We start from the raw sequence: 23,601 nt of genomic DNA, 5'->3' as shown, positions 1-23,601 counted from the left end.
CTTTTTGTGTGCTCTTTTATGCTCTTTTTCTGGCATTTTATACTCAATGAAAATCAAAAAGCAAACTAGGAAGCTAGCCGCAGGTTGCTCAAAGCACTGCTTTGAGGTTGTAGATAAGACTGACGAAGTCAGTTACATATATCTACGGTAAGGCGACGCTGACGTGGTTTGAAGAGATTTTCGAAGAGTATTAATAGAGTTTTTTGACATAGACGTTGAGCTCTACTAGGTAAAGTAGAGCTTTTTGTTATGCACTATCGACATTCTAGAAAGGGCAATCATATGATAAAAATCAATCACCTAACCATCACTCAAAACAAAGATTTACGAGACCTTGTCTCTGACCTAAGCATGACCATCCAAGACGGGGAAAAGGTAGCTATTATTGGAGAGGAAGGAAATGGCAAATCAACCTTACTTAAAACTTTAATGGGGGAAGCTTTGCCTGATTTCACTATCAGGGGTGACATCCTGTCTGACATTCAGTCAATAGCCTACATTCCTCAAAAAGTCCCTGAGGACCTGAAAAAGAAAACTCTACACGACTACTTCTTTTTAGATACTATCGATTTAGATTACAGTGTCCTCTATCGTTTGGCTGAGGAATTGCATTTTGATAGCAATCGATTCGCTAGCGACCAAAAGATTGGCAGTCTATCAGGGGGCGAAGCTTTGAAAATTCAGCTCATCCATGAGTTAGCCAAACCCTTTGAGATTCTATTTTTAGATGAACCTTCAAATGATCTAGACCTTGAGACGGTTGATTGGCTAAAAAGACAGATACAGAAGATGAGGCAAACCGTTATTTTCATTTCCCATGATGAAGACTTTCTTTCTCAAACGGCAGACACTATTGTTCACTTGCGACTGGTCAAGCACCGTAAAGAAGCAGAAACGCTAGTAGAGCATTTAGACTATGATAGCTATAGCGACCAGAGAAAGGCTAATTTTACCAAACAAAGCAAGCAAGCTGCTAACGACCAAAGAGCCTACGATAAAACCATGGAAAAACATCGGCGAGTCAAGCAAAATGTAGAAACTGCGCTTCGAGCTACTAAAGATAGTACTGCCGGTCGCCTATTGGCTAAAAAGATGAAAACTGTCCTCTCTCAAGAAAAACGCTTTGAAAAGACAGCTCAGTCCATGACCCAAAAACCACTTGAAGAGGAAGAAATCAGACTTTTCTTCTCAGATATACAGCCATTACCAGTTTCTAAAGTCTTAATCCAACTGGAAAAAGAGAATTTGTCCATTGGTGAGCGAGTTTTGGCTCAAGGACTACAACTAACTGTTCGTGGTCAAGAAAAAATCGGTATCATTGGCCCAAATGGTATGGGGAAATCAACTCTTTTAGCCAAGTTTCAACAACTGCTAAGTCAAAAAAGAGAGATTTTACTTGGTTTTATGCCACAAGATTACTACAAAAAACTGCAATTGGATTTATCACCAATAGCCTATCTTAGCAAAACTGGTGAAAAAGAGGAACTGCAGAAAATCCAATCTCACTTAGCTAGTCTCAATTTCAGTTATCCAGAAATGCAACATCAAATTCGCTCCTTATCCGGCGGGCAACAGGGGAAACTTCTGCTTTTGGATTTAGTGCTGCGCAAACCAAACTTTCTCCTTCTGGATGAGCCCACACGAAACTTTTCTCCCACTTCTCAACCCCAAATCAGAAAACTCTTTGCCACTTATCCTGGCGGTCTCATCACTGTTTCACATGACCGTCGTTTCTTAAAAGAAGTTTGCTCGATCATCTATCGCTTGACAGAACATGGTTTGGAACTAGTTAATTTATAAGATTCATACTCATGAGGATAATTCTTTGCTTTGGAGCGCTATTTAAACATTATAATCAGTGAATAAATCTTATATCCACATTCAAGTCAATAATTTCTTGTAATCAACTCTAAATAGACGGATAAAAACTACTTCTAACTATCAAAAAACGAGCACCTCCTCAGTTGGAAATGCTCGTTTTCTTATGTTGCCATGGTTTATAATTACAATGAGAAATAGGAAACAGCCTTGAATGGGAAAATCTCCTAGATCTACGACCACAAACTTTTTTATCTACCAACTTTTTTATTCTACTGGTTTTTCTTGATTTCCAGTACTTGTTGTAGATTCTGTTGTTTCCTTTTCTGGAACTGATTCAGCAGATTTAGAATCTGTTGCGTTGCTCGGTTTGTTTTCGTCGCTGGCAGTTTCACTGTTAGATTCTGCAGCTGCGTTTGGTTGGTTCTCAGCACTTGTCTTATCACCATTTGATTCAGCATTTGTTGCTGGACTTGCTTCTTCACTCGCGCTTGATTTTGACTTGATTTCCTGATTCAAGATCAGAATAGCTTTTGTCAATTCAAGTAAAGCAGCCTTATCTTTGCTCTTAGCAGAAAGTTGATCTAGTAGAGCATCCACCTTATCAAAGTCCTCATCAGAACCCTTATTGTTTTCTAAGTAAGCGTGAAGTGACATGAGGATATTGTAAAGTTTTTGATAGAGTACAAGTGTCTGAGGATCTTGCTCAGCATTTTCCTTTTCTTGTTGAAGGGCGCTAGCGATACGAGTCAAGACATCTTTCGCCTGACTATTTACTTCATCCAAGTCTGCATCAGCCTTATTTGTAGCAGCTTTGAGATTTTCTACTTCTTCTCCCAAAGATTGTCTGATTCCTTCTTCTTGGATTTGTTCCAAGAGTTGAGTTGCCTTGCTCAAAAGACTTTCTACTTGCTCCTTGCTGACATGATTGACATGCTCTTCAGGCATAAAGTCTCCGTACAATTCTTTCAAGAAGCCATAAATAGCTGTCTTGGCACTTTGATTATCAACTTTTTCAGTATCTAGAACTGTCTTAGTCGATTTAGCAGTGGTTGGCTGAGCTTTCAAAGCTTCTTCCACTTCTTGTTTTGCTTGATAGATACTTGGGAATAATTTGTTCAATTCTGCTGCCTTAAGGAAGGATTGAGATTGATACAAGGTCCAAGTCAACTGAGCGACTTTGTTTCGAAGTTCATCACTCAAACGACCGTCATTTACGTGTTCGTAGAAATACTTGATGTATTCCACTGTTGTAACACCTGTTCGATCATTAAAGTCTTGCAAAGCTTGAAGTTGTGATTCAACCGCTGCTAAAGCAGCCTCATCTTTTGCTAACTTAGCTTCTTGGAGTCGAACGAGAAGATCTTTCTTAGGAAGGCCATAAGAGTCTGTATCCAGTGTATTGATTTTATCAATCAGGGCTTGATATTTCTTATCTAAAGCACTTGTTTCAACAGGTTTGATACTTTCATCAATATGGATATATTGCTTATCAAAGAGATCCAGTGTCGCAAGATAACCTGCTGTTGAGTTAGTTGCCAGTTTCTTCATGTTTTCAGTAAACTGACCTAAGGCTAACTCAATCTGTCTTTGTTCGATAGGCTTATCTTTATAGATGTTTCTGCTTTCAGCTAGAAGTTGGTCTACTTTTGCCAAAACTACCTTCTCATCAAAAGCTCCAGGTTGATAATTGGATTGTAGGGCTGGAATCTTGTTTTTCAAAGCTACTTCATAGCCCTTAGTTTGAACCTTGATGTAGTGATTATGGTCGCCATGAGGAATCACAAAACTACCATTTTCTACCTGTAAACTATAAGGAGACACACCATCTCGCAAAGCAGTAGTATAAAGTTCATTTAGGAAATCAAGTTCTGGATTCCCAGTTTGAAGAGGAATCCGAACGTGTTCCTTACGAACAGCATATGGGTGGATATGAGTTGGATCGTAGGCTTGGTCTGGATTTCCAAAGACAAAGAATCCGTTTGAAATTCTAATCGCTTCAAGTGGAACACCATAGGTCTTAGAAATGTAAGCTATTTTTTCTTCATCACTAGCATCTCTTGAGAAAGACTCTACCGTTTTAGCAAGAGGTTTTACAGGTTCTACACCATGATGTGTTTTCAGATGATCCTGTGCGGCCTTAATTTGCTCTGCTGTCAAATCTTTCTTAAAGAAGAAATGATTGTGATCTCCGTGTGACATGACAAAGCCTTGTTCATCCTCACTGATGACACGATTGGCATCAAAACCATGATCATGATCTTCACCATGATGGTGGTCATGCTCATCGCCATCGTGATCATCATTGGCTGGGCTTGGTGTTGCTGGAGTTACACCTTTCAAGTGGTCTTGCGCTGCCTTGATTTGATCAGCAGTCAAATCCTTCTTGAAGAAGTAATGGTTATGATCACCATGACTCATAATAAAGCCTTGCTCATCTTCCGCAATAATACGATTAGCATCAAAGCCATGTCCATCTTCTTCATGTTCCTCATGTGAAATTCCTGGATTGATTGGAAGAGATGGAGAAGGTGTTGCTAGACCATTGTTTGGAAGAGTCGGTTGTCCAATTTGATTCGGCTTAAGAATGTAATGGAAATGATCACCATGTCTGACAATATAAGCTGTAGCTGTTTCTTCGACAATATCTTTAGGATTAAAGATATAACCATCAGATGTTGAAGAAATTTCCTTATTTAACATTGAAGAAGCATTATTCAATATAGATGGATTACTTGGAAGACTTCCTAGACTAGACGCTACTTCATTAGGTTTTTCATTTGTAGAAATCGTAGAACCAGTACCACCGATAGGCACCATTCTAGCAATCTTTTCTTCTAAAGGAGAGAGCTTGCTGTAAGGAATAAAGTGATAATGGTCGCCATGCGGAATCGCAACTCCATTTGGTGTACGACTGACAATCTTAGCAGGGTCAAAAACTAAACCATCTGATTCACTGTAACGTTGGTCACTAGGCGAATCATAGAGTTCTTTCAAAAGACTTTGAAGATTTTCAGTTTTGCTTTCTGGCTTGCTAGTTGATCCTTGTGCTACAGATTGCGTGTTATTGTCACTAGCTGCTGAAGAATAGCTTAGCTGACTTGGTTGCGTATTTTTGCCAGCTAGAATAGCTTTTGCTGCTGCTAATTCACTAGCAGACAAATCACCTTTTGGAATATAGTGGTAGTGACCTCCGTGAGGAACAATATAAGCATCACCAGTATCTTCGATAATATCAGCTGGATTAAAGACATAACCATCATCTGTCGTATAGCGTCCCTGAGACCTTGCTACAGCAACATCTGAGTTTACCTTCTCCTTATCTTTGACATGTTCTTGTTTTTGACGATTGATTTCATCCTTGGTTCGAACATTATCAGCATGAGCTGCATCTTTAAGGTAGACATAATATTTTCCATCTACCTTGATGATATAACCACCCTTGACCTCATTGACAATATCTCCATCCTTAAGTTTGTAGTTTGGATCCTTCATCAAGAGTTCTTCACTAAAGAGAGCATCATAAGGAACTTTCCCGTTATAGTAATGATAGTGGTCACCATGTGACGTCACATAGCCCTGATCTGTAATTTTGATGACAATTTGCTCAGCCTGAATCCCTTCTTTCTGGCTAACCTGATCTGGTGTCAGGTTTTCAGTTTTCTGACTTGACTGGCTGCCATCCACATAAGAGACACGATTATCGTCCTTATTTTCCTGCGAGCGATGCTGGTTCAGTGCATAGGCACAAAGACTCAAGGATACGATAACAGCTGATCCAGCTGCTATATACTTTTTACTGAATTTCATAAATCCCTCATTTCAATAAATGATGAAGCTTTTTCTTAACTTCCTTTACTTGATTAAATAGTTTTCTAAATTGGTTGTTTAACCAATTAATTAACCAGTAAATAGTTTACATTTTTTAAGTTTATCTGTCAAGATTTTTATGTCATAAAAAATCATGACCACCCCTAAAACGGGTGGTTTGCCTGTCTCACACCTGACTTAGCGAGACGGACTGAAAGTCACATAATCCAAAATATCGCCCCGTCTGGAGCGATATTTTTATTTTTTCTTTTTCGATGGTGTGTGGATAGCAATCTTCACTTCAAAGATTGTTCCCTTGGGTTTATTATCTTTAACAGTAATGGTTCCTTTAAGCGCATCTACAATTTGCTTGGCCAGAGATAATCCTAAACCAAAACCACCTTTTTGGCGGGTTCTAGCCTTATCCACTCGATAAAAACGGTCAAAAATTTTCTTCTTATCTTCTGTCGAAATACCGACTCCATTATCAGAAACAAGTAAATACAGATTGCGATCGGTCGCCGAGATAAGAAAATCAATTTCACCATCCTCTTCAGTATACTTGACAGCATTATCAAATAAGATGGTCATCAGTTGTTTCAGAAGAAGCTGGTCTGTGACAATCGTGCGATGAATCCGATTTTCAAAACGGAAGACACGATCATTTTCCGAGGCAATCATCTCATAGTTTGTGAAAGTCGTATTGAAAAAACTGGTTGGAACTTCTGCAAGTTCCGGTTTAATCCCATCATCTCTACGAGCTAAGTTCAGCAAGTTTGTCGTCAAAAAACGCATATTTCGGACTTCTTCCAAACTAGAGGCAATGCTTTCGCTCACATCCATAATGGTTGCTTCTGGCTTACGAAAAAGGGTCTCTAAGCGATTTTGCAAAACTGCGAGTGGAGTTCGTAACTCATGACTAGCATTTTCCACAAAGGACTGTTGCTTCTGCATGCTCTCAAGCAGGGGCCTAACACTGACCCTAGCTAGATAGAGACTTGCAAGTAAAGATAAAATCCAGAAACTTGCCATCACAATCACAATCAATTTCTCGTGCTTTTGACTGGCCTGCTCCAACTGACTGGTATTAATCAAGATAGCTGCATACTTGATATTGGTTGAAACCGAACTGATATTGGTTTCCATCAATATCATGCGATAGATTTCTTCTTGTCCATAGCTATTAAAAACCTGAATCTGATAGATATGGCCTAGTTCTTTTTTCTCTAACTTAATCTTATCCAATCCCAAAAATCGATTTCCAGAAAGGAGCTGTGTAAAATTCTTATCAAAAAGAATAACCTCCGTATTGGAACTGACATTGGGTTTTATCTCAGTCTTACTAGTATCTGTAGCGGCATGCTCTAAGTCTTTAATCTCTTCTGTTGCCCTATTTACAGCAAGCTGAATAACTGCCTGAGGATTTTCACTCAGTCCATGAAGCTTATCATCCACCGAAGTATAGAGACTCGAGTGCATGACCTGCAAAATAATTAGAGTCATGGTGGAGAAAATCAGAGTGAAGACACCAAAGTTGCGGATAAAATAACTAAAGTCATCCGCATACCATGTTTTTTTTAGTTTACTGAACATCTTTTAAAATATACCCAACACTGCGCAAGGTTTGCAAATTCTCTGCAAAAGTGGTTCCTTTTAATTTCTTACGAATTTTTGAAACATAGACTTCGACAACTGAAATTGTTGTGTCACTATCAAATCCCCATAAACGATCAAAAATCTGAGTCTTAGGCAAAATAACATTTTGATTTTGAAGGAAATAAACTAATAAATCGAACTCTTTCCCCAGTAATTCGACATGAGTATCTTCAACCTTAACGGTATTGGTTGACAAATTAACTACAATATTTCCATAAGTCAAGGTGTTTTCATTAAACTTGCCTGAACGTTTGAGAAGGGCTTGAATCCGCATTTTGAGTTCTTCTAAGTAGAAAGGTTTGGTCAGATAATCATCCGCTCCCAGTTCAAATCCATGTCCCTTGTCATCCAAACTTTCCTTGGCAGTCATGATCAGAACTGGAGTCGTAATTCCCTTTTCACGCAATTCTTTCAAGACTTGGAAGCCATTTTTTTCTGGCAACATCAAATCGAGCAAAATCAAATCATAGACGCCACTTTCAGCTTCGTAGAGACCTTCTTCCCCATCAAATACCTGCATGACATCCGCAAAATCGTCTAAAAAGTCAAATACTGAATTTGACAGGCCTAGGTCATCCTCAACCAATAAGATTTTTATCATGAGAAACTCCTCCTTATTAAAACCATTATACCAAATTTGCCTTAAAAAAACTCAACTCTCTGCATTTTATACTCAATGAAAATCAAAGAGCAAACTAGGAAGCTAGCCGCAGGCTGTACTTGAGTACGGCAAGGCGACGCTGACGTGGTTTGAATTTGATTTTCGAAGAGTATTACATGAGATAGCTGAGTTTTCTTTTTATTTTAGGCTCATTTATGAATTTCCGTATTGAAGAACGACTGCTTCCACTGCAGCTTTTTCACGGTTAATCAAGTCAACACGCGCTGCAATTTCCTTGATTCCCATACCGATGTTACGGCTAAGAGCAAGGTCAGAAAGTTGCGGTTCAAAGAATTCCTTGTACTCTGCCAAGCGTTGCTGAGTCTTAAATACGTGTGCAGGAAGGATAACAAAGCTATCAAAGCTCATATCTCCACCAAGAGCTGCCTTAATCCAAGCCCAGTTTTCACGCGCCCAAGACCAAGCTGTTTCCTGAGTTGCTTGGTGAGCTAGGAATTGGTAATACCAAGCAGACAAGTCTTGTGGTTTGACCACAAATTTGTCCTTCCAAGAAGCAATCAAGGTTTGGATATTGTTCGCATCTGTACTGTAAGCAAGAGCAGCTGCCAACTGGCGTTTAAAGACAGCATCTGTTGCGTGAGTATAAGTATCAAGATAAAGTGCTAACAAGTCTTTGGTCTCATGATGTTTCATCTCATTAATCAGAACTTGTGAGCGAATAGCTGCTGGAAGTCCTGCAAGATTCTCCTTGTGTGTTTCGAAGATTTGGCTAGCGACTTGACTAGCTTCTGCACCATTTGAGCGAATCATCATAGAAACAGCCAACTGACGAACCAATTCATCCTCATCTGATTCTCCGTCTTTAGCTTCAAAACCAAGACGGTCATAGTTGTGACGAGCCAATTTAGCAACCAAGGCTTTGAAGGCTCTTTCAGCTTCTGTTCCTTCATCGATAAAGCGCTCAAGAGCAGAAATTACTTCAGAAACAGCTGAAACGACAAGGTAAGATTCTTCCTTAGCAAGTTTATCAAGAACTGGGAGCAAGTCAGCATAAGAAATGTGCCCTGCTTCAGCAAGCAAGCGACGTTCTTGGACGATTTGCAGTTTACTTGTGTTATCAAGCTCAACTAGGTCAGCAAGAACAGCATCTAATAAGCCTCCTTGATAGTCTGTAATGTAGTGGGCTGTATTTTCAGTGTTGAGACGAAGAGCTCCGTCATTTTCAGCAAGAAGAGCTGCGTAGCCAGGGATTTCGATACTTTCAGTTTCAAGTGTATCAGGCAAGCCTTTCCAGTTGCTGTTTAGTGGCACAACCCAGAGACGGTTCTTATCTTCGTTCTCACCGATGAAGAATTGTTTTTGTGAAATCTTCAAGACATCATTTTCAACTTTGACAGTGAGAACTGGATAACCAGGTTGTTCCAACCAAGAATCCATAAAGGCTGAAACATCACGGCCAGATGCTTGACCAAGAGCATCCCAAAGGTCACGACCAATTGTATTGCTGTACTGATGTTTTTCAAAGTAGGCGTGCAAACCTTTGGCAAAATCGACATCACCTAGCCAACGACGAAGCATGTGCATGAGGCGACTTCCTTTGGCATAGACGATAGCTCCGTCAAAGAGCGTATTGATTTCATCTGGATGTTTAACTTCGACGTGAACAGACTGAACACCATCAGTCGCATCGCGTTCAAGAGCGTGAGGTACTCCACCTGTTTGGAAATCTTCAAAGATATTCCAGCTTGGTTCAATAGCATCCACACAGACGTACTCCATCATATTAGCAAAGCTTTCATTGAGCCAAAGGTCATCCCACCATTTCATCGTTACGAGATTCCCAAACCATTGGTGAGCCAATTCATGGGCTACAACAAGGGCAACTTGTTGACGGCTGGCAAAGGTTGAGTTCTCATCCACAACCAAGTAAACTTCACGGTAGGTCACAAGACCCCAGTTTTCCATAGCACCAGCTGAGAAGTCAGGAAGGGCGATGTGGAGAGATTGAGGAATTGGGTACTTAACTCCGTAGTAATCTTCGTAAAACTCGATAGAGCGAACGGCGATGTCCAGTGAGAAATCAAGATTAGATAATGGATGAGCTTTGGTTGAGTAGACACCTACAAGAGTACCGTTTTTAGTTTTAGCCGTCACACCTTGCAAATCACCTGCAACAAAGGACAACAAGTAAGAAGACATACGAGGTGTTGTCTCAAACTTCCAGATACCTGTTTCCTTACGGTTTTCAACATCGATTTCTGGCATGTTAGACAAGGCCAATTCATTTTCTGCTTGGTCAAAACGTAGAGAGAGATCAAAAGTTGCTTTAGCTTCTGGCTCATCCACACATGGGAAGGCTTCGCGCGCAAAATGGCTCTCGAACTGAGTTGACAAGACTTCCTTCTTGACTCCATCAACTGTGTAATAAGAAGGGTAAATCCCTGTCATGTTGTCTGTAATTTTTCCTGAGAAAGCGATAACCACTTCAACTTGACCTGCTTCCGCAAGTTCAATATGAAGGGCTTCATTGTCATGGTCAACTGTAAATGGACGAGCTTGACCTGCAACTTCTACAGAAGCGATTTCCAAGTCTTTTTGATGAAGGGAAATACGGTCACTCTGTGCTTGACCAGTGATGGTCACCTTTCCTGAAAAAGTCTTGGTCTCACGACTCAAGTCTAAAAATAAATCATAATGTTCAGGAACAAATTGCTTAATAAAATGTTCAACTGCTTGCATAGTTTTCTCCTATCTAAGTTTAAGAGCTAAAGCTCTTCTTCAAACAAACTTATTATATCATGTTTTGCTGGAGAAAAAAGGATTGGACAGCGATTTCCAAAACTTTCTTCCTTCTAATAGCCTACAGTGGGTAGACCTTGCGAAATTCTTCTAAAAAAACCTTGCTTTCAGGTGTAAAAGTCAGTCCTACTTCACCCAAACAGTCTGTGAAAAAATCCTCATGAACCTGACGCCAATAGGCTAGGGATTTGTCACCTTCTCCTTCCTTAAAGGCATGTTGAGCAGAAACTTGATTGAAGGGCTGGACAGAAACCTTTGTAATTTCGACAATACAGACAGCCTGATTTTGACTATCTAAAATGACATCAAAAGTTCCTTCTTGAGGAAGAGACTCGGCTTCTAGTGCATAGAGATCGTAGGCTGATGCTGTTGCAGTCTTTTCGCCTCTTAAAACCAAATCTGCTAAAAGGTCTGGTTCCACTCCAAAAGCCCAAGCATCGATTTCATCTCCTATAGAGGGGTTGATTTGCTTGTAGGCATTCCATATTTCTTGCGGTGTCATGGGTGCTCCTTTGTAATTTTTTACTTTCTTCTTTTATGTGTTTAAGATGATCTGGATGGTCAATCTCTAAATTAAAAATCTCTGGAATAGAACTATAGTGGATAATGCATTCGATACCCATCTGATTCATTTTTTGTATGAAAGAAGTATTCAGATAGCCTGCTACAGCAAAATCAATCTTTTTCATCCTTGCTTTATCCTGCATCTGTCTTAGCATATCTAACATTATTGGACTTTCCATATCATGCCATTGACTGTTTCTCACAGTCGCAAAAACAAAAGAAGTCAAATCATTCATTCCAACTACAATCTTGGAAATACCAGCTTCCAGTATGCTGTCCAAGTCAAAATACGCTGACGGTAATTCAATCATCGTGCCAATTTTCCCAGTAAAACCATGCTGACGCAATACTGTAATAGCTTGCTTTAACTGCTCAGCATCATTGACAAAAGGAAAAATAACAGATAGATTGGGATTGTTTTTATAAACTTCTGTAACGACATGTGCTTCAGCCTGAAATTCATCCGGACACGCCAGCAAACGCCTAGTTCCTCTATATCCAAATAAGGGATGATTTTCATCAAAATACTCTTTAGTCGCCTTTAAACAATTAGCTTCTGTATTCGTTAATTCAGAAAAACGATACCAGATCTCCTCATCTGAGTACAAGGAACAGATAGTATCTAGATAATCTTTTACAAATTGCTGACAACTTGCTAATATGATGTTTTGATTAAGCTCTCTCAACAAATATTCCCCACGAATCATGCCAACATGATGAAATAGTTGTGGGTAAACTTTTTCATCAAGTTTTTCGCCACTAAGGGCAAGTTGGTTTCTCATCATTCACCTTCCAATTCATGTAAGAAGTATTGTCAAGTTCTGGAAATCCTAATAATTCTGCTTTGACCGTCAAGACTAGTGGCAATGCATTTTCTTTGGAATAGCTTCTAACAGTAAATCCTGTCTCTTCCATAACTTCTCTAGTCAGCGTTTCCGTCAGTCCTTCACCAAGTTGCTGACTACTACCAGGAAGGTTTAACCTATTTTTTTTAGGATCAGTGATTTTTGATATCCATCCAACTCCTCCTACTTCAAAGACCAGCCACCATCTATTGTCAAGATTTGTCCTTGCATGGTAGATGCCTTTCCACTGGCCAAAAAGAGACTGACTTCTGCTACTTCCTCTGGCTCGATCCAGCGTTTGATTGGAGTTTCACTAGCCACCCAGTCCGCTAAACCACCTGGTTCAAAGTCGGCAGCGGTCATACCCGTCTTGACTGCTCCTGGAGCAATCCCAAAGACCTGAATCCCAGCTTCTGCATAGTCTAGAGCCAACTGCTTGGTAAATCCAGCCAAGGCGTGCTTCGAAGAAGTATAGGCGTGTCCACCACCACCTGCTAGGCTCGAAGCGATGGAGCACATGTTGATAATAATCCCTTTTTTATTCTCCAACATTTGAGTCAAATAATAGCGAGTCAACTCAACAGGAGTCACATAGTTGATTTCAAAAATCTCTTGAATTTCCTGCGCTGATTGTTCCAAAAGTGGTTTGTAATCATCCAACACTCCAGCAGTATTGCACAAAACATCCACCCGAGGACACCAGTCAAAAATAGGCTCCAAGTCCAAGGTTAAATCTCTCTGTAAAAAGTGGAAATCACCTTCTAAGAGTGGATTTTCACCTTGGTCAACTCCATAAACTTGATAGCCCTTCTCTAAAAAAAGGCGAGCCTGAGCCAATCCGATACCTGAACTCACTCCCGTAATCAATACACGTCTAGTCATGCACTTCTACCCAATCCGTCGCCAAAACATCACAAGGTGTCGGACTCCACATGGAAAAACCTTCTCCCTCCCCAGAAACGTTGATTAGGAAATAAGGTGTCACTTCAAGTGCAACCCCATTTTGCTCGATAGTGTCAAAAAGTTGGACATAGTTTTCAGCACCTCCCCAACCAGTTCGTACATATTTTTTCTTATCCTTTAATCCAGGCAGAATTTCTTCAAATGTCATGGTTTTCTCCTTTTATTCTACATTCTTCATTTAATTATAACAAAAAACCGTTGTGCAACGGCTTTTTGACTCATTTTAAATCAAAATCAATAAGCATTTTATAATTATAGTCATTTAGTTTTAAAAAAGCGTTCCAAACATTCAAAAATATTTGGAACTTCCCTTAATAAATCCGTCACTTTCTTTTTCAAGATAGCCCAAGTTTGCTCAATAGGATTCAAATCTGGTGAATAAGATACTAGAGGTAAGAAAAAGTGTCTATCTTGGATACACAGTTCATCCAAGATATGTTTGGGACGAAAACTAGCATTGTCCATAACAATAACATGAGGTGTCTTCAAATCAGGCAAGAGCTGCGTTTTGAACCACTCCACAAAGAAATCACTCGTCATACTTTCCTTGTAAATCATGGGAGCTATAAACTCTCCGTCTACTTGTCCTGAAACAATTGAAGTCCGCTCAAAACGCCGTCCGCTAATCTTTTCATAGACTTTCTTCCCTCTAGGAGCGCGTGCATAGGGACGATAGAGGTAGCGGTCGATTCCCGTTTCGCCAATATATACGACTGATAAATCTTTTAGGTTATCCAAAATATCAAGAAATTCAGCGACTTTCTCAGAATCTTGTTCTTTAAAGCTAGTCATCTTTTTTAAAGTGATATGAATTTGCTTTAAAGCTCCCCATACTGAAGGAACAGCACAATCAAAATGTGCCGCAATTTCCCGTAAAAAAGCATCTGGATGAGCCTCTACAAAGGCTTTCAATTCCTCTAAAGGAATTTTCCACTTTTTGACGACTCACTTTTTCCGCTCTAAGTGTCCTTGCTCACGTCTTTCTTTTCCCACGTGAAGAGAGTTCTGCCGCCAACATCAAAAACTTTGTATGTCTCGACATGTCTGTGTCCCTCTTTGATGTAATCTAATGCTCCTTGTTCAAAATCTCTACTATATGCCATAGCTTTATTATAAGATGCTTATTTTAAACTAAGCAACTATATCGTGGCTTGAACTGACTATTTTATATATTGTCTTACTTCGTCCTCACAAAACTATATCAAAAATCAAAAGCGCTTAGGAAAAAACTCTATTTCATGAGAGAATACAATAAATCTTCCCACAATAAAATGCATAATATCAAGTTTTTTGGCTCCTGATATCATGCATTTTCTGTTCTTAAAACCTTTTTTCTCAGTCTATTGTTGTTACAAGTTCATCTTCAAGATACTTGATTGGGGGTAAATCTAAAAACAAATTTTACCCAACTGATCCTTCCATCTCATAGCTAATCAAACGGTTCAGCTCAACTGCATATTCCATTGGAAGCTCTTTTGTAAATGGTTCTACAAATCCCATAACAATCATCTCAGTTGCCTCAGATTCTGACAATCCACGACTCATGAGATAATACAATTGTTCTTCAGAAATCTTAGAAACCTTGGCTTCGTGTTCCAAAGCTACTTGCGAGTTATGGATTTCATTAAATGGAATCGTATCTGACGCTGATAAGTCATCCATGATAATGGTATCACACTCGATGTGAGAAACAGACTTCTTAGAATTTTTATTGAAGGTTACTTGTCCACGGTAGTCCACCTTTCCTCCGCCTTTAGCGATGGATTTAGACACGATAGACGAGCTTGTATGTGGAGCATTGTGGATCATCTTAGCTCCCGTATCTTGGTGTTGCCCTGCATTAGCAAAAGCAATAGAGAGCATAGTACCACGCGCTCCTTCTCCATCTAGGTAAACAGATGGGTATTTCATGGTTGTTTTGGCACCTAAGTTACCATCAATCCACTCAACAGTCGCATCTTTTTGAGCCTTAGCACGTTTTGTTACCAAGTTATATACGTTATCAGACCAGTTTTGGATGGTTGTATAACGCATATAAGCCCCGTCCAAGGCAAAGATTTCTACGATGGCAGCGTGCAAGCTGTTGCTTGAATAAGTTGGCGCTGTACATCCTTCTACATAGTGGACGCTTGCTCCCTCATCAACGATAATCAAGGTACGTTCAAACTGACCTGTATTTTCGTTGTTAATACGGAAGTAAGTTTGAAGTGGGATATCAACCTTGACCCCTTTTGGTACGTAGATAAAGGTTCCACCTGACCATACTGCTGAGTTAAGGGCTGCCAACTTGTTATCTGTTGGCGGTACCAACTTAGCGAAGTATTGTTTAAATAAGTCTGGGTATTCCTTGAGGGCAGAATCCGTATCTGTAAAGATAATCCCCAATTTCTGGAACTCTTCTTTCATGTTGTGGTAAACCACTTCTGACTCATACTGGGCAGAGGCACCAGCCAGATAAGCACGCTCAGCTTCTGGAATCCCGATACGTTCAAATGTTTCCTTAATCTTTTCAGGAACTTCATCCCAAGAACGGGCTGGTTTATCAGATGGTTTTTGGTAATAGATCAGGTCATCAAAGTCAATCTCTGACAAGTCTGCTCCCCAAGTTTGCATGGGCATTTTTTTGAAGGTTTCATAAGACTTCAAACGGAATTCTAACATCCACTCAGGTTCTCCCTTTGTAGCTGACAGTTCACGAATTACATCTTCATTCAATCCTTTTCCTGTCGATAGGACAGGCTCTACATCATCATGGAAACCAAATTTATATTCACCAAGGTCAATTGGTTTTGGTTCTACTCTTTCTTCAGCCATAATATCCTTTCTTTCATTATATGTTTCTATGTTTCTTATTTATCTTCTTGATTTTCAATTGTTTTCTTCAGGGCATTCCAAGCTAGGGTTGCACACTTAATTCGTTGAGGGAATTTTGCAACACCTGACAAGAAAGCTGCATCTCCAAGACTATCTTGTCTGTCATCTTTTTTCCCTTGAACCATCTCAGAAAAAATGGTCGCAAGTGCTAAGATTTCTTGTTTGGTCTTGCCCAAAACTGCATCTGTCATCATACTAGCAGAAGCAGTTGAGATAGTACAGCCTGAGTTTAGAAAAGCGATATCCTCCAAACGATCCTCTGCATCAAACTTGACAGAGAGATTGATGACATCCCCACAGGTCGGATTGTTGAGACTGATTTGTTCAGCGTCTTCTAACTTTCCTTGGTGATGTGGATTTTTCGAATGGTCCGCTACCACTGCCATATAAAGGCTATCTAGTTTAGAAAGTGCCATTGAAAAACTCCTTTGTCTTTTGTAAGGCTTCGACTAGTTTGTCGCAATCTGCCTTGGTATTGTAGATATAAAAACTTGCGCGAGCTGTTGCTGGTACATCCAAATACTGGAGCAAGGGTTGGGCACAGTGGTGACCTGCACGAACAGCCACTCCTTCATAATCCAAAGCAGTCGCAAGGTCGTGAGGATGGAGATCGCCTAGGTTAAAGGCAATGACACCCGAGCGTTGAGCCAAGTCCTGCGAACCATAAATAGTCAGTCCTTCAATCGCCTGAAGTTTTGGATATACGTAGGCTATCAGTTCTTGTTCATGGGATTCAATGACATCCATGCCAATCTTTTCAAGATAGTCCACTGCAGCAGCAAGTCCAATAGCGCCTGCCATATTAGGAGTTCCTGCCTCGAATTTCCAAGGCAATTCCTTCCAACTAGCAGACTGCTCATAGACGAAATCAATCATTTCGCCACCGAATTCTACTGGTGACATTTGTTCTAGATACTTTTCTTTACCGTAAAGAACACCGATACCAGTCGGACCAGCCATCTTGTGACCTGAAAAGGCAAAAAAGTCCACATCCAAGTCCTGCACATCAATCTTCATATGAGGCGTAGATTGAGCACCATCCACCACCATGATGGCTCCAACTTTGTGGGCCAATTGAGTAATCTCTTTGATTGGATTAACCACACCCAGAACATTTGAGGCGTGAGCTAGCGAAACAAACTTGACCTTATCAGTTAATTTAGCTCGCAAGTCATCCATATCCAAGGATCCATCCTTAAGATAGACATAGACAAGCTCTGCCCCAGCCTTACGGCAGGCTTCCTGCCAAGGAATAATATTAGAATGGTGTTCCATGACGGAAATCAAGACCTGGTCGCCCTCAGTCAGAATTTCCTCGGCATAACGCGCCACCCAGTTAAGACTGGTTGTCGTTCCTCTTGTAAAGAGAACTTCCTTTGTAGAGCCTGCATTGATAAACTTGCGAATGGTTTCACGCGCAGCTTCATAGGAGGCTGTAGCACGTTCTGCCAAGGTATGAACACCACGGTGGACATTAGCATTGTCATGTTCATAATAATGATTGATTGTTTCCAGAACTGCTTGTGGTTTTTGTGTCGTCGCAGCATTGTCCAGATAGACCAGGGGCTCATCATTTACAATCTGGTCTAAAATTGGAAAATCCTTGCGAATCGCTTCTACATCTAACATAGGCTACCCCTTAGCGTTTTGACAATTTTTCTTCGATAGTTGCAATCATTTCGTCACGAACTTCCTTGACTGGAATCTCCACGATAACAGAGCCTAGGAAACCGCGAACAACCAAACGTTCTGCAGTTGCCTTATCCAAGCCACGACTCATGAGGTAGTACATGTCTTCTGGATCTACCTGACCGATAGAAGCCGCGTGTCCTGCAGTTACGTCATTTTCATCAATCAAAAGAATTGGATTGGCATCTGAACGTGCTTGGTCTGAAAGCATGAGAACTCGACTCTCTTGTTGCGCATCTGCTCCCTTAGCACCCTTGATGATGTGGCCAATACCATTAAATGTCAAGGTTGCTTTCTCAAGAATAACTCCATGTTGGAGGATATTTCCGATAGAATTGCAGCCATAGTTAGTTACACGTGTATCAATCCCTTGCACCTGACGGCCACTTGAAAGAGCTACGACTTTAAGATCCGCATGACTACCATTACCAATCAAGTCACTATCAAAGTCAGCAACGACGTTTCCTTCGTTCATGACACCAATCGCCCAGTCAATGCTTGCATCGTTACCTAATTTACCACGACGACTAATGTAGGCCGTGACGTTTTCACCAAGGCGGTCAATCGCAGCAAACTTCACTTGAGCACCAGAACGTGCAATCACTTCTACTGTGATATTGGCAGTTGCTTTGGCACTTCCTTCACCGCGTGACTCTAGACGTTCAAGGTAGCTAATCTTAGAATTTTTACCAGCGATAATCATAATATGTTTGTTAAATGGCACGTCGCTATCACTATCTTGGTAGAAAATTCCTTCGATTGGCTCTTTAATCTCAACATTATCAGGAATGTAGAGAACAGCACCACTATTAAAATATGCTGTATGGTAGGCTGCTAATTTATCATCGTCATACTTAACAGATGACATGAAGAATTCCTCAATAATCTCTGGAATTTCTTCTAAAGCTGAGTGGAAGTCTGTAAAGACGACACCCTGTTGAGCCAACTCAACCGGAATTTGCTCAAAAACAGTTTGAGTTCCTACTTGCACCAACTTCAAGTGATTATCTAGTGCAGTGAAATCTGGAACATTTGCTGATGGCTCACTTTCTGTAATCTTTCCATCACCCAGATTCCAACGGTGGAATTTGACACGCTCAATAACTGGTAATTCCAAAGTCTCAATCTTGTCAAAAGCTTTTTGACGGAGATCAGCCAACCAGCTTGGTTCAGCGTGCATTTCTGAAAAAAGTTTAATATTTTCTTTAGTCATTTACTTCTCCTAAAAGACACGAGGAAATTACAATTCTTCCTTGTAGTCGTAGCCAAGTTCTTCAGCTAGTTTTGCGTATCCTTCACGTTCCAAACGAGCAGCCAATTCTGGACCACCTGAAAGGACAACACGACCTTCCATCATGACGTGTACCACATCAGGTGTGATGTAGTTCAAAAGACGTTGGTAGTGAGTGATAATCATAGCACCAAAACCTTCACCACGCATGGCATTAACACCTTTAGAAACAACTTTAAGGGCATCAATATCAAGACCAGAGTCAATCTCATCCAAAAGGGCAAAAGTTGGTTCCAACATCAAAAGTTGAAGAATCTCATTACGTTTTTTCTCACCACCAGAGAAACCTTCGTTGAGGTAACGCTCAGCCATTTCTTCTTTCATGTTGAGCAATTCCATCTTCTCATCCAATTTAGTGATAAACTCACGAACTGAGATCTTTTCATCGTCTTCTTTACCAGCATTCATAGCTGCACGAAGAAACTCAGCGTTAGTAATACCAGGAATTTCTGATGGGTATTGCATAGCAAGGAAAAGTCCCATACGTGCACGCTCGTCCACTTCCAACTCAAGGATATTTACGCCATCAAACAAGACTTCACCTTTGGTAACTTCATAGTTTGGATTTCCCATGATAGCGGCAGAAAGAGTCGATTTACCAGTACCATTTGGTCCCATGATAGCGGCGATTTCTCCTGTTTTCAGGGTCAGGTTAACCCCTTTTAAAATTTCTTTTCCTTCAATCTCGACGTGAAGATCTTTGATCTCTAATACTGACATGATAATTCCTTTCTTTTTTAAGACCTTTACAGTTCTTACTGGAAACATACTTGATTTCCCTAGAAAATACGGTAAAAGGTCAATAAATATACTTTTATAGTATAACAAAAAAAAGCCTAAAAGGCTTTGATTTTGTCTAGAAGCTGAGGACTAGTCTTTTCCTTTTAAATGCTGGTCAATGACATCTACAATCTTGCCCATCAAGTAACTAACTCGGAAATTTCTAAAGAGCAAAATGGCCCAAAAGGCTGCCATAATATAACGCCCAGTCATCCAAGCTTCATTGAAAAAATAGGTCTCAGCAGCTGTAAACAGCGCGATGATAATAAATTGTTGTCTATTCATAAACTTATTGTATCATGAAATCTTTCTTTAGTCTTCTTCTACCTTCACTTTATCAGCCAAAAATTCAAATCCTTCTGGAATCAGACTTTCTTCTGCTTCTTTTTCAGTTTGAGAAGATTTGGCTTTGGCTGAAAAGGCTGCGCGAACTTCTTTCCATTCCTCCATGGAAATAGCTAAAATCTCAGGTGAAAAACCTGCTGCCTGACTGAGGATATTGCCAAACATGGTGTTGAGATTGTCTCGTTTCATGGTTTGACCAGCATTGAAGTTAGACTCAAAAGCAAGAATAGCATGGTGTTCATTGGCCGCAACCGGTTGAGAACCAACTAGCAAAGCCTTATCAGGACCTCCTAGACTTTCAATCACCTCTCCCCAGGCATTCTGCAAGCGTATCAGATTTTGACGTGCTAAATCAGGATTTTCGACAGCCTCTTGTAAGATAGATTGAACTTTATTACGATCCACACGATAGACTGTCTTGCCTGCTGTTGGACGACTAGGAGCTGGATTTGTTGGCTTAGCTACGGTTCCCACATTGGCGAGTTCATGTTTGAGACGGGCAACTTCCTGTCTCAATGCAGAAATTTCATGTTCAACCGCCCCAGAAAGAGTTGCTTCAGGCTTAACCTCCGCCAAGCGAATAGTCATCATCTCAGCATAAATCTTAGGCTGCAAACTAGACTTAATATCTGCTAAACTGACTGTCGCTAAGCGAATCATTTCAAACAGATTTTCTTGAGGAAGTGCCAAATTCTCTACAAATACTGGACTATGATGAGTGTTTTCTCCCCCTGTTTGAACAATTAACAAGTCTCTTAAATAGTGCAAAAGGTCGGTCACAAAACGAGTCATGCTCTTACCATTTTCAAAGAGAAGATTTAAGCAAGACAAAGCCTTGGGAACATCCTGTTGAGACAAGGCAGCCACATAATCATCCAAGGCTGATAGGCTAATGGTGCCAGTAATTTCTTCAGAGATAGCAGTCGTCAATTCATTTCCCTGTGTCAAACTCAGGGCTTGATCCAAAATAGACAAGGCGTCCCGCATTCCACCTTCAGCTCGTCTAGCGATAATTTCCACAGCCTCTGGTTCAGAAGTAATATTTTCTTTTTCTAAAATATAGTGGATATGTTCCTTAATATCCTGTGTCTTAATCGATTTAAATTCAAAACGTTGCACACGGGATAGAATAGTGGCAGGAATCTTGTGCAATTCAGTAGTGGCCAAAATAAAGACTACATTCTGTGTTGGCTCTTCCAGCGTCTTTAGGAGGGCATTAAAAGCTCCTGTAGACAGCATGTGAACCTCGTCTATGATATAAACCTTATAACGGGCAAGACTAGGGGCATAGGTAGATTTATCACGAATTTCACGGATTTCATCCACCCCATTATTAGAGGCTGCATCCATTTCGATGACATCTTCTAAACTACCATCCGTCACTGCCTGACAAATATAGCAGTTATTACATGGTTCACCACCCACTTGATTGGGACAGTTCATAGCCTTGGCAAAGATCTTAGCCACACTGGTTTTTCCCGTTCCACGAGGACCAGAAAAAAGATAAGCATGACTTATTTTCTCTTGCTCTACAGCTTGTTTAAGGGTCTTAGCCACAACTTCTTGACCAACCAACTGGGAGAAATTTTGACTTCTATATTTTCGATAAAGTGCTTGATACATTAGGCTTTCTCCCCAAACATTGTAAAGTCCCATTCTGTCTTTTCAAGCAAAATAGCGACAAATTGTTCCAAATAATCTCGATCCATAGTATCATAATCATCAATCTCTGAAGAATCCAGATCCAGAACCCCTAGCAATTGACCATTCTTAACTATCGGAACAACAATTTCACTTTTTGCTCTACTATCACAAGAAATATAGTTGGGATAAGTTGTTACATCACCAACCAGAACAGTTTCCTGAAAATGAGCTGCCTCCCCACAAACACCTTTTCCCAGTGCAATACGGATGCAGGAAACACCTCCTTGGAAAGGACCTAAAACCAATTCCTTTCCATCGAACAGATAAAAGCCTGCAAATACGGTATTAGGAAAGCGTGATTTTAGAAGAGCACTGGCGTTGGAAAGATTAGCCAAAACATTGGTTTCGCCTTCCAATAAAAAAGAGAACTCCTCATTTAACATTTGATAACGTGATTGTTTTTCTGATTCTAACATAGAACTATTATATCAAAAAAGGCTTACAGACAAAAGAAAAATCCCTTGTTTAGAAAACAAAGGATTTTATAAATTTTCAATTTGATTAAAGTTCGATATCACCGAACAAGTCAGCCATTGAGAATCCTGTTTGTGTTTCTGGAAGTTCGAAATCACGTTTTTCTTGACGTTTTGGACGACGTGGACGAGCAGCACGTTTTTCTTCTTTTTGTCCTTCTTCTTGAGCTGGACGCTCTTCAAGAGCTTTGATAGAAAGTGATACGCGCTCTGCATCTGCGTTAACTTCAAGAACTTTAACTTTAACTTCTTGACCAACTTTAAGAGCTTCTTTAGGATTTTCAATACGTTTGTGTGAAATTTGTGATACGTGAACAAGTCCATCGATACCTGGCAATACTTCAACAAATGCACCGAAGTCAGTCAAACGTTTAACTGTTCCTTCTACTACATCACCTTTAGCCAATTTTTGCTCAACGCCATCCCATGGTCCAGGTGTTGTTGCTTTAAGTGAAAGTGATACACGTCCTTCTTCTTCGTTAAGATCAAGGATTTTCACTTCAATTTCTTCACCAACAGTTACAACTGATTTTGGTGATACGTTACGTTCATGTGACAATTCAGTCAAGTGAACCAATCCGTCAACACCACCAAGGTCGATGAAAGCACCAAAGCTTGTGATACGAGCAACTTTACCAGTTACAACATCACCAACAGCCAATTTACCGAATACTTCAGCGCGAGCCGCTGCAGTAGCTGCTTCAACAACTTCACGACGTGAAAGGATGAAGCGGTTTTCTTTAGCGTCAACTTCTTTGATTTTAGCATCAAATTCTTGACCTACAAAACGCTCAGTGTTACGTACGAAACGAGTATCCAACATTGAAGCTGGGATGAATCCACGAACACCTTCAAATTCTACTGAAAGTCCACCTTTAACGGCACGAGTTCCTTTAACAGTAACAACTTCTTCTTCGCGACCAACAAGTTTGTCCCATGCTTTGCGAGCTTCAAGGCGTTTTTTAGATACAAGGTATGTAACTGTATCAGTATCTTTACCAACTACTTGACGAAGTACAAGAACATCCAATACTTCTCCTACTTTAACAAAGTCATTGATATCTGCATCGCGATCGTTTGTCAATTCGCGAAGAGTCAAGACACCTTCAACACCAGTTCCAGAGATTGCAACGTTAGCTTGAGTCGCATCAACTGTCAATACTTCAGCACTAACAACATCACCAGTCTCAACTTGGCTAACGCTATTTAGCAAATCTTCAAATTCGTTCATCTAAAAAATCCTCCAACAATCAAGTTTTTCTTAAACTTGACATACTTATAATTTTTTTCCTAAGCACCCGCAAGGACATGTTCATATCGTTCACGTCTTTCAATTATAAAAATAAAATACCCTAAGATATTTTGCTT

21 protein-coding genes are annotated in these 23,601 nt (G+C 40.2%); 1 reads left to right on the top strand and 20 read right to left on the bottom strand.

What is annotated here, in order from left to right; all coding sequences use genetic code 11:
• Positions 1–249: 249 nt before the first annotated feature.
• Positions 250–1,800, top strand: coding sequence for an ATP-binding cassette domain-containing protein (locus KV696_RS00845; protein WP_219966590.1), 1,551 nt, complete (start codon positions 250–252; stop codon positions 1,798–1,800).
• A gap of 285 nt (positions 1,801–2,085) precedes the next feature.
• Here KV696_RS00845 and KV696_RS00840 read toward each other — a convergent pair whose 3' ends face one another.
• From KV696_RS00840 to rpsA, 20 genes are all read right to left on the bottom strand, one after another.
• Positions 2,086–5,628, bottom strand: a complete 3,543-nt coding sequence (locus KV696_RS00840; protein WP_219966589.1) for a pneumococcal-type histidine triad protein — start codon at positions 5,626–5,628, stop codon at positions 2,086–2,088.
• 258 nt (positions 5,629–5,886) lie between these two features.
• A complete protein-coding gene (gene ciaH, locus KV696_RS00835) occupies positions 5,887–7,221 on the bottom strand; it encodes a sensor histidine kinase (protein ID WP_219966588.1) in 1,335 nt (444 codons plus the stop codon).
• Positions 7,211–7,885, bottom strand: coding sequence for a two-component system response regulator CiaR (gene ciaR / locus KV696_RS00830; protein WP_101785053.1), 675 nt, complete (start codon positions 7,883–7,885; stop codon positions 7,211–7,213). The genes ciaH and ciaR overlap by 11 nt, the downstream gene beginning before the upstream one ends.
• A gap of 213 nt (positions 7,886–8,098) precedes the next feature.
• Positions 8,099–10,645, bottom strand: a complete 2,547-nt coding sequence (locus KV696_RS00825; protein ID WP_219966587.1) for a M1 family metallopeptidase — start codon at positions 10,643–10,645, stop codon at positions 8,099–8,101.
• Between the two features lie 121 nt (positions 10,646–10,766).
• Positions 10,767–11,207: an ASCH domain-containing protein gene (locus KV696_RS00820; protein WP_219966586.1), complete on the bottom strand. Its 441-nt coding sequence runs from the start codon at positions 11,205–11,207 to the stop codon at positions 10,767–10,769.
• Entirely contained in the window at positions 11,149–12,051 is a 903-nt protein-coding gene (locus KV696_RS00815) for a putative PEP-binding protein (protein WP_219966944.1), read from the bottom strand. Before KV696_RS00815 ends, KV696_RS00820 begins: the two co-directional genes overlap by 59 nt.
• Positions 12,029–12,313 carry an NUDIX hydrolase gene (locus tag KV696_RS00810; protein WP_219966945.1) on the bottom strand — a complete coding sequence of 95 codons (285 nt, stop codon included), beginning with the start codon at positions 12,311–12,313 and terminating at the stop codon, positions 12,029–12,031. Before KV696_RS00810 ends, KV696_RS00815 begins: the two co-directional genes overlap by 23 nt.
• Complete coding sequence (locus KV696_RS00805) at positions 12,298–12,996, bottom strand: 3-oxoacyl-ACP reductase (RefSeq protein WP_219966585.1); 699 nt, start codon at positions 12,994–12,996, stop codon at positions 12,298–12,300. The genes KV696_RS00810 and KV696_RS00805 overlap by 16 nt, the downstream gene beginning before the upstream one ends.
• Positions 12,989–13,225 carry a DUF2829 domain-containing protein gene (locus KV696_RS00800; protein WP_000141924.1) on the bottom strand — a complete coding sequence of 79 codons (237 nt, stop codon included), beginning with the start codon at positions 13,223–13,225 and terminating at the stop codon, positions 12,989–12,991. The genes KV696_RS00805 and KV696_RS00800 overlap by 8 nt, the downstream gene beginning before the upstream one ends.
• A gap of 110 nt (positions 13,226–13,335) precedes the next feature.
• On the bottom strand, positions 13,336–13,989 hold the full coding sequence (locus KV696_RS00795; RefSeq protein ID WP_371470186.1) for a transposase: 654 nt from the start codon (positions 13,987–13,989) through the stop codon (positions 13,336–13,338).
• A 47-nt stretch (positions 13,990–14,036) separates the two neighbouring features.
• A complete protein-coding gene (locus tag KV696_RS10435) occupies positions 14,037–14,180 on the bottom strand; it encodes an IS630 transposase-related protein (RefSeq protein ID WP_371470185.1) in 144 nt (47 codons plus the stop codon).
• A gap of 298 nt (positions 14,181–14,478) precedes the next feature.
• Entirely contained in the window at positions 14,479–15,891 is a 1,413-nt protein-coding gene (gene sufB / locus KV696_RS00790; RefSeq protein WP_219966584.1) for a Fe-S cluster assembly protein SufB, read from the bottom strand.
• Positions 15,892–15,926: 35 nt separating this feature from the next.
• Positions 15,927–16,367, bottom strand: a complete 441-nt coding sequence (sufU, locus tag KV696_RS00785; protein WP_219966583.1) for a Fe-S cluster assembly sulfur transfer protein SufU — start codon at positions 16,365–16,367, stop codon at positions 15,927–15,929.
• Positions 16,354–17,580 (bottom strand): cysteine desulfurase, encoded by a 1,227-nt coding sequence (locus KV696_RS00780; RefSeq protein ID WP_219966582.1) that lies wholly within the window; start codon positions 17,578–17,580, stop codon positions 16,354–16,356. The genes sufU and KV696_RS00780 overlap by 14 nt, the downstream gene beginning before the upstream one ends.
• Before the next feature lie 10 nt (positions 17,581–17,590).
• Positions 17,591–18,853, bottom strand: a complete 1,263-nt coding sequence (gene sufD, locus KV696_RS00775; protein ID WP_219966581.1) for a Fe-S cluster assembly protein SufD — start codon at positions 18,851–18,853, stop codon at positions 17,591–17,593.
• A 27-nt stretch (positions 18,854–18,880) separates the two neighbouring features.
• Positions 18,881–19,651: a Fe-S cluster assembly ATPase SufC gene (gene sufC, locus KV696_RS00770; RefSeq protein WP_000114489.1), complete on the bottom strand. Its 771-nt coding sequence runs from the start codon at positions 19,649–19,651 to the stop codon at positions 18,881–18,883.
• Positions 19,652–19,801: 150 nt separating this feature from the next.
• Positions 19,802–19,996, bottom strand: a complete 195-nt coding sequence (locus KV696_RS00765) for a DUF3272 domain-containing protein (RefSeq protein ID WP_001081602.1) — start codon at positions 19,994–19,996, stop codon at positions 19,802–19,804.
• Between the two features lie 27 nt (positions 19,997–20,023).
• Positions 20,024–21,679, bottom strand: coding sequence for a DNA polymerase III subunit gamma/tau (gene dnaX, locus KV696_RS00760; RefSeq protein ID WP_033676930.1), 1,656 nt, complete (start codon positions 21,677–21,679; stop codon positions 20,024–20,026).
• A complete protein-coding gene (locus tag KV696_RS00755; RefSeq protein ID WP_033676928.1) occupies positions 21,679–22,176 on the bottom strand; it encodes a GAF domain-containing protein in 498 nt (165 codons plus the stop codon). Before KV696_RS00755 ends, dnaX begins: the two co-directional genes overlap by 1 nt.
• A gap of 85 nt (positions 22,177–22,261) precedes the next feature.
• Positions 22,262–23,464 (bottom strand): 30S ribosomal protein S1, encoded by a 1,203-nt coding sequence (gene rpsA / locus KV696_RS00750; protein WP_001001630.1) that lies wholly within the window; start codon positions 23,462–23,464, stop codon positions 22,262–22,264.
• Between the last annotated feature and the right edge of the window lie 137 nt (positions 23,465–23,601).

It is taken from the genome of Streptococcus humanilactis (genome assembly GCF_019448275.1).
In the GTDB taxonomy this organism is placed as follows: domain Bacteria; phylum Bacillota; class Bacilli; order Lactobacillales; family Streptococcaceae; genus Streptococcus; species Streptococcus humanilactis.
This window is presented reverse-complemented; position numbering and strand designations above follow the sequence as displayed.

Coding starts and splice junctions, on each gene's coding strand:
- KV696_RS00840 (WP_219966589.1), bottom strand. CDS start 5,628: ATGAAATTCAGTAAAAAGTATATAGCAGCTGGATCAGCTGTTATCGTA.
- KV696_RS00820 (WP_219966586.1), bottom strand. CDS start 11,207: ATGACACCGCAAGAAATATGGAATGCCTACAAGCAAATCAACCCCTCT.
- KV696_RS00825 (WP_219966587.1), bottom strand. CDS start 10,645: ATGCAAGCAGTTGAACATTTTATTAAGCAATTTGTTCCTGAACATTAT.
- ciaH (WP_219966588.1), bottom strand. CDS start 7,221: ATGTTCAGTAAACTAAAAAAAACATGGTATGCGGATGACTTTAGTTAT.
- KV696_RS00815 (WP_219966944.1), bottom strand. CDS start 12,051: ATGAGAAACCAACTTGCCCTTAGTGGCGAAAAACTTGATGAAAAAGTT.
- sufD (WP_219966581.1), bottom strand. CDS start 18,853: ATGACTAAAGAAAATATTAAACTTTTTTCAGAAATGCACGCTGAACCA.
- KV696_RS00780 (WP_219966582.1), bottom strand. CDS start 17,580: ATGTTAGATGTAGAAGCGATTCGCAAGGATTTTCCAATTTTAGACCAG.
- KV696_RS00845 (WP_219966590.1), top strand. CDS start 250: ATGCACTATCGACATTCTAGAAAGGGCAATCATATGATAAAAATCAAT.
- rpsA (WP_001001630.1), bottom strand. CDS start 23,464: ATGAACGAATTTGAAGATTTGCTAAATAGCGTTAGCCAAGTTGAGACT.
- KV696_RS00805 (WP_219966585.1), bottom strand. CDS start 12,996: ATGACTAGACGTGTATTGATTACGGGAGTGAGTTCAGGTATCGGATTG.
- sufC (WP_000114489.1), bottom strand. CDS start 19,651: ATGTCAGTATTAGAGATCAAAGATCTTCACGTCGAGATTGAAGGAAAA.
- sufU (WP_219966583.1), bottom strand. CDS start 16,367: ATGGCACTTTCTAAACTAGATAGCCTTTATATGGCAGTGGTAGCGGAC.
- KV696_RS00755 (WP_033676928.1), bottom strand. CDS start 22,176: ATGTTAGAATCAGAAAAACAATCACGTTATCAAATGTTAAATGAGGAG.
- KV696_RS00800 (WP_000141924.1), bottom strand. CDS start 13,225: ATGACATTTGAAGAAATTCTGCCTGGATTAAAGGATAAGAAAAAATAT.
- KV696_RS10435 (WP_371470185.1), bottom strand. CDS start 14,180: ATGGCATATAGTAGAGATTTTGAACAAGGAGCATTAGATTACATCAAA.
- sufB (WP_219966584.1), bottom strand. CDS start 15,891: ATGGCTGAAGAAAGAGTAGAACCAAAACCAATTGACCTTGGTGAATAT.
- KV696_RS00765 (WP_001081602.1), bottom strand. CDS start 19,996: ATGAATAGACAACAATTTATTATCATCGCGCTGTTTACAGCTGCTGAG.
- ciaR (WP_101785053.1), bottom strand. CDS start 7,885: ATGATAAAAATCTTATTGGTTGAGGATGACCTAGGCCTGTCAAATTCA.
- dnaX (WP_033676930.1), bottom strand. CDS start 21,679: ATGTATCAAGCACTTTATCGAAAATATAGAAGTCAAAATTTCTCCCAG.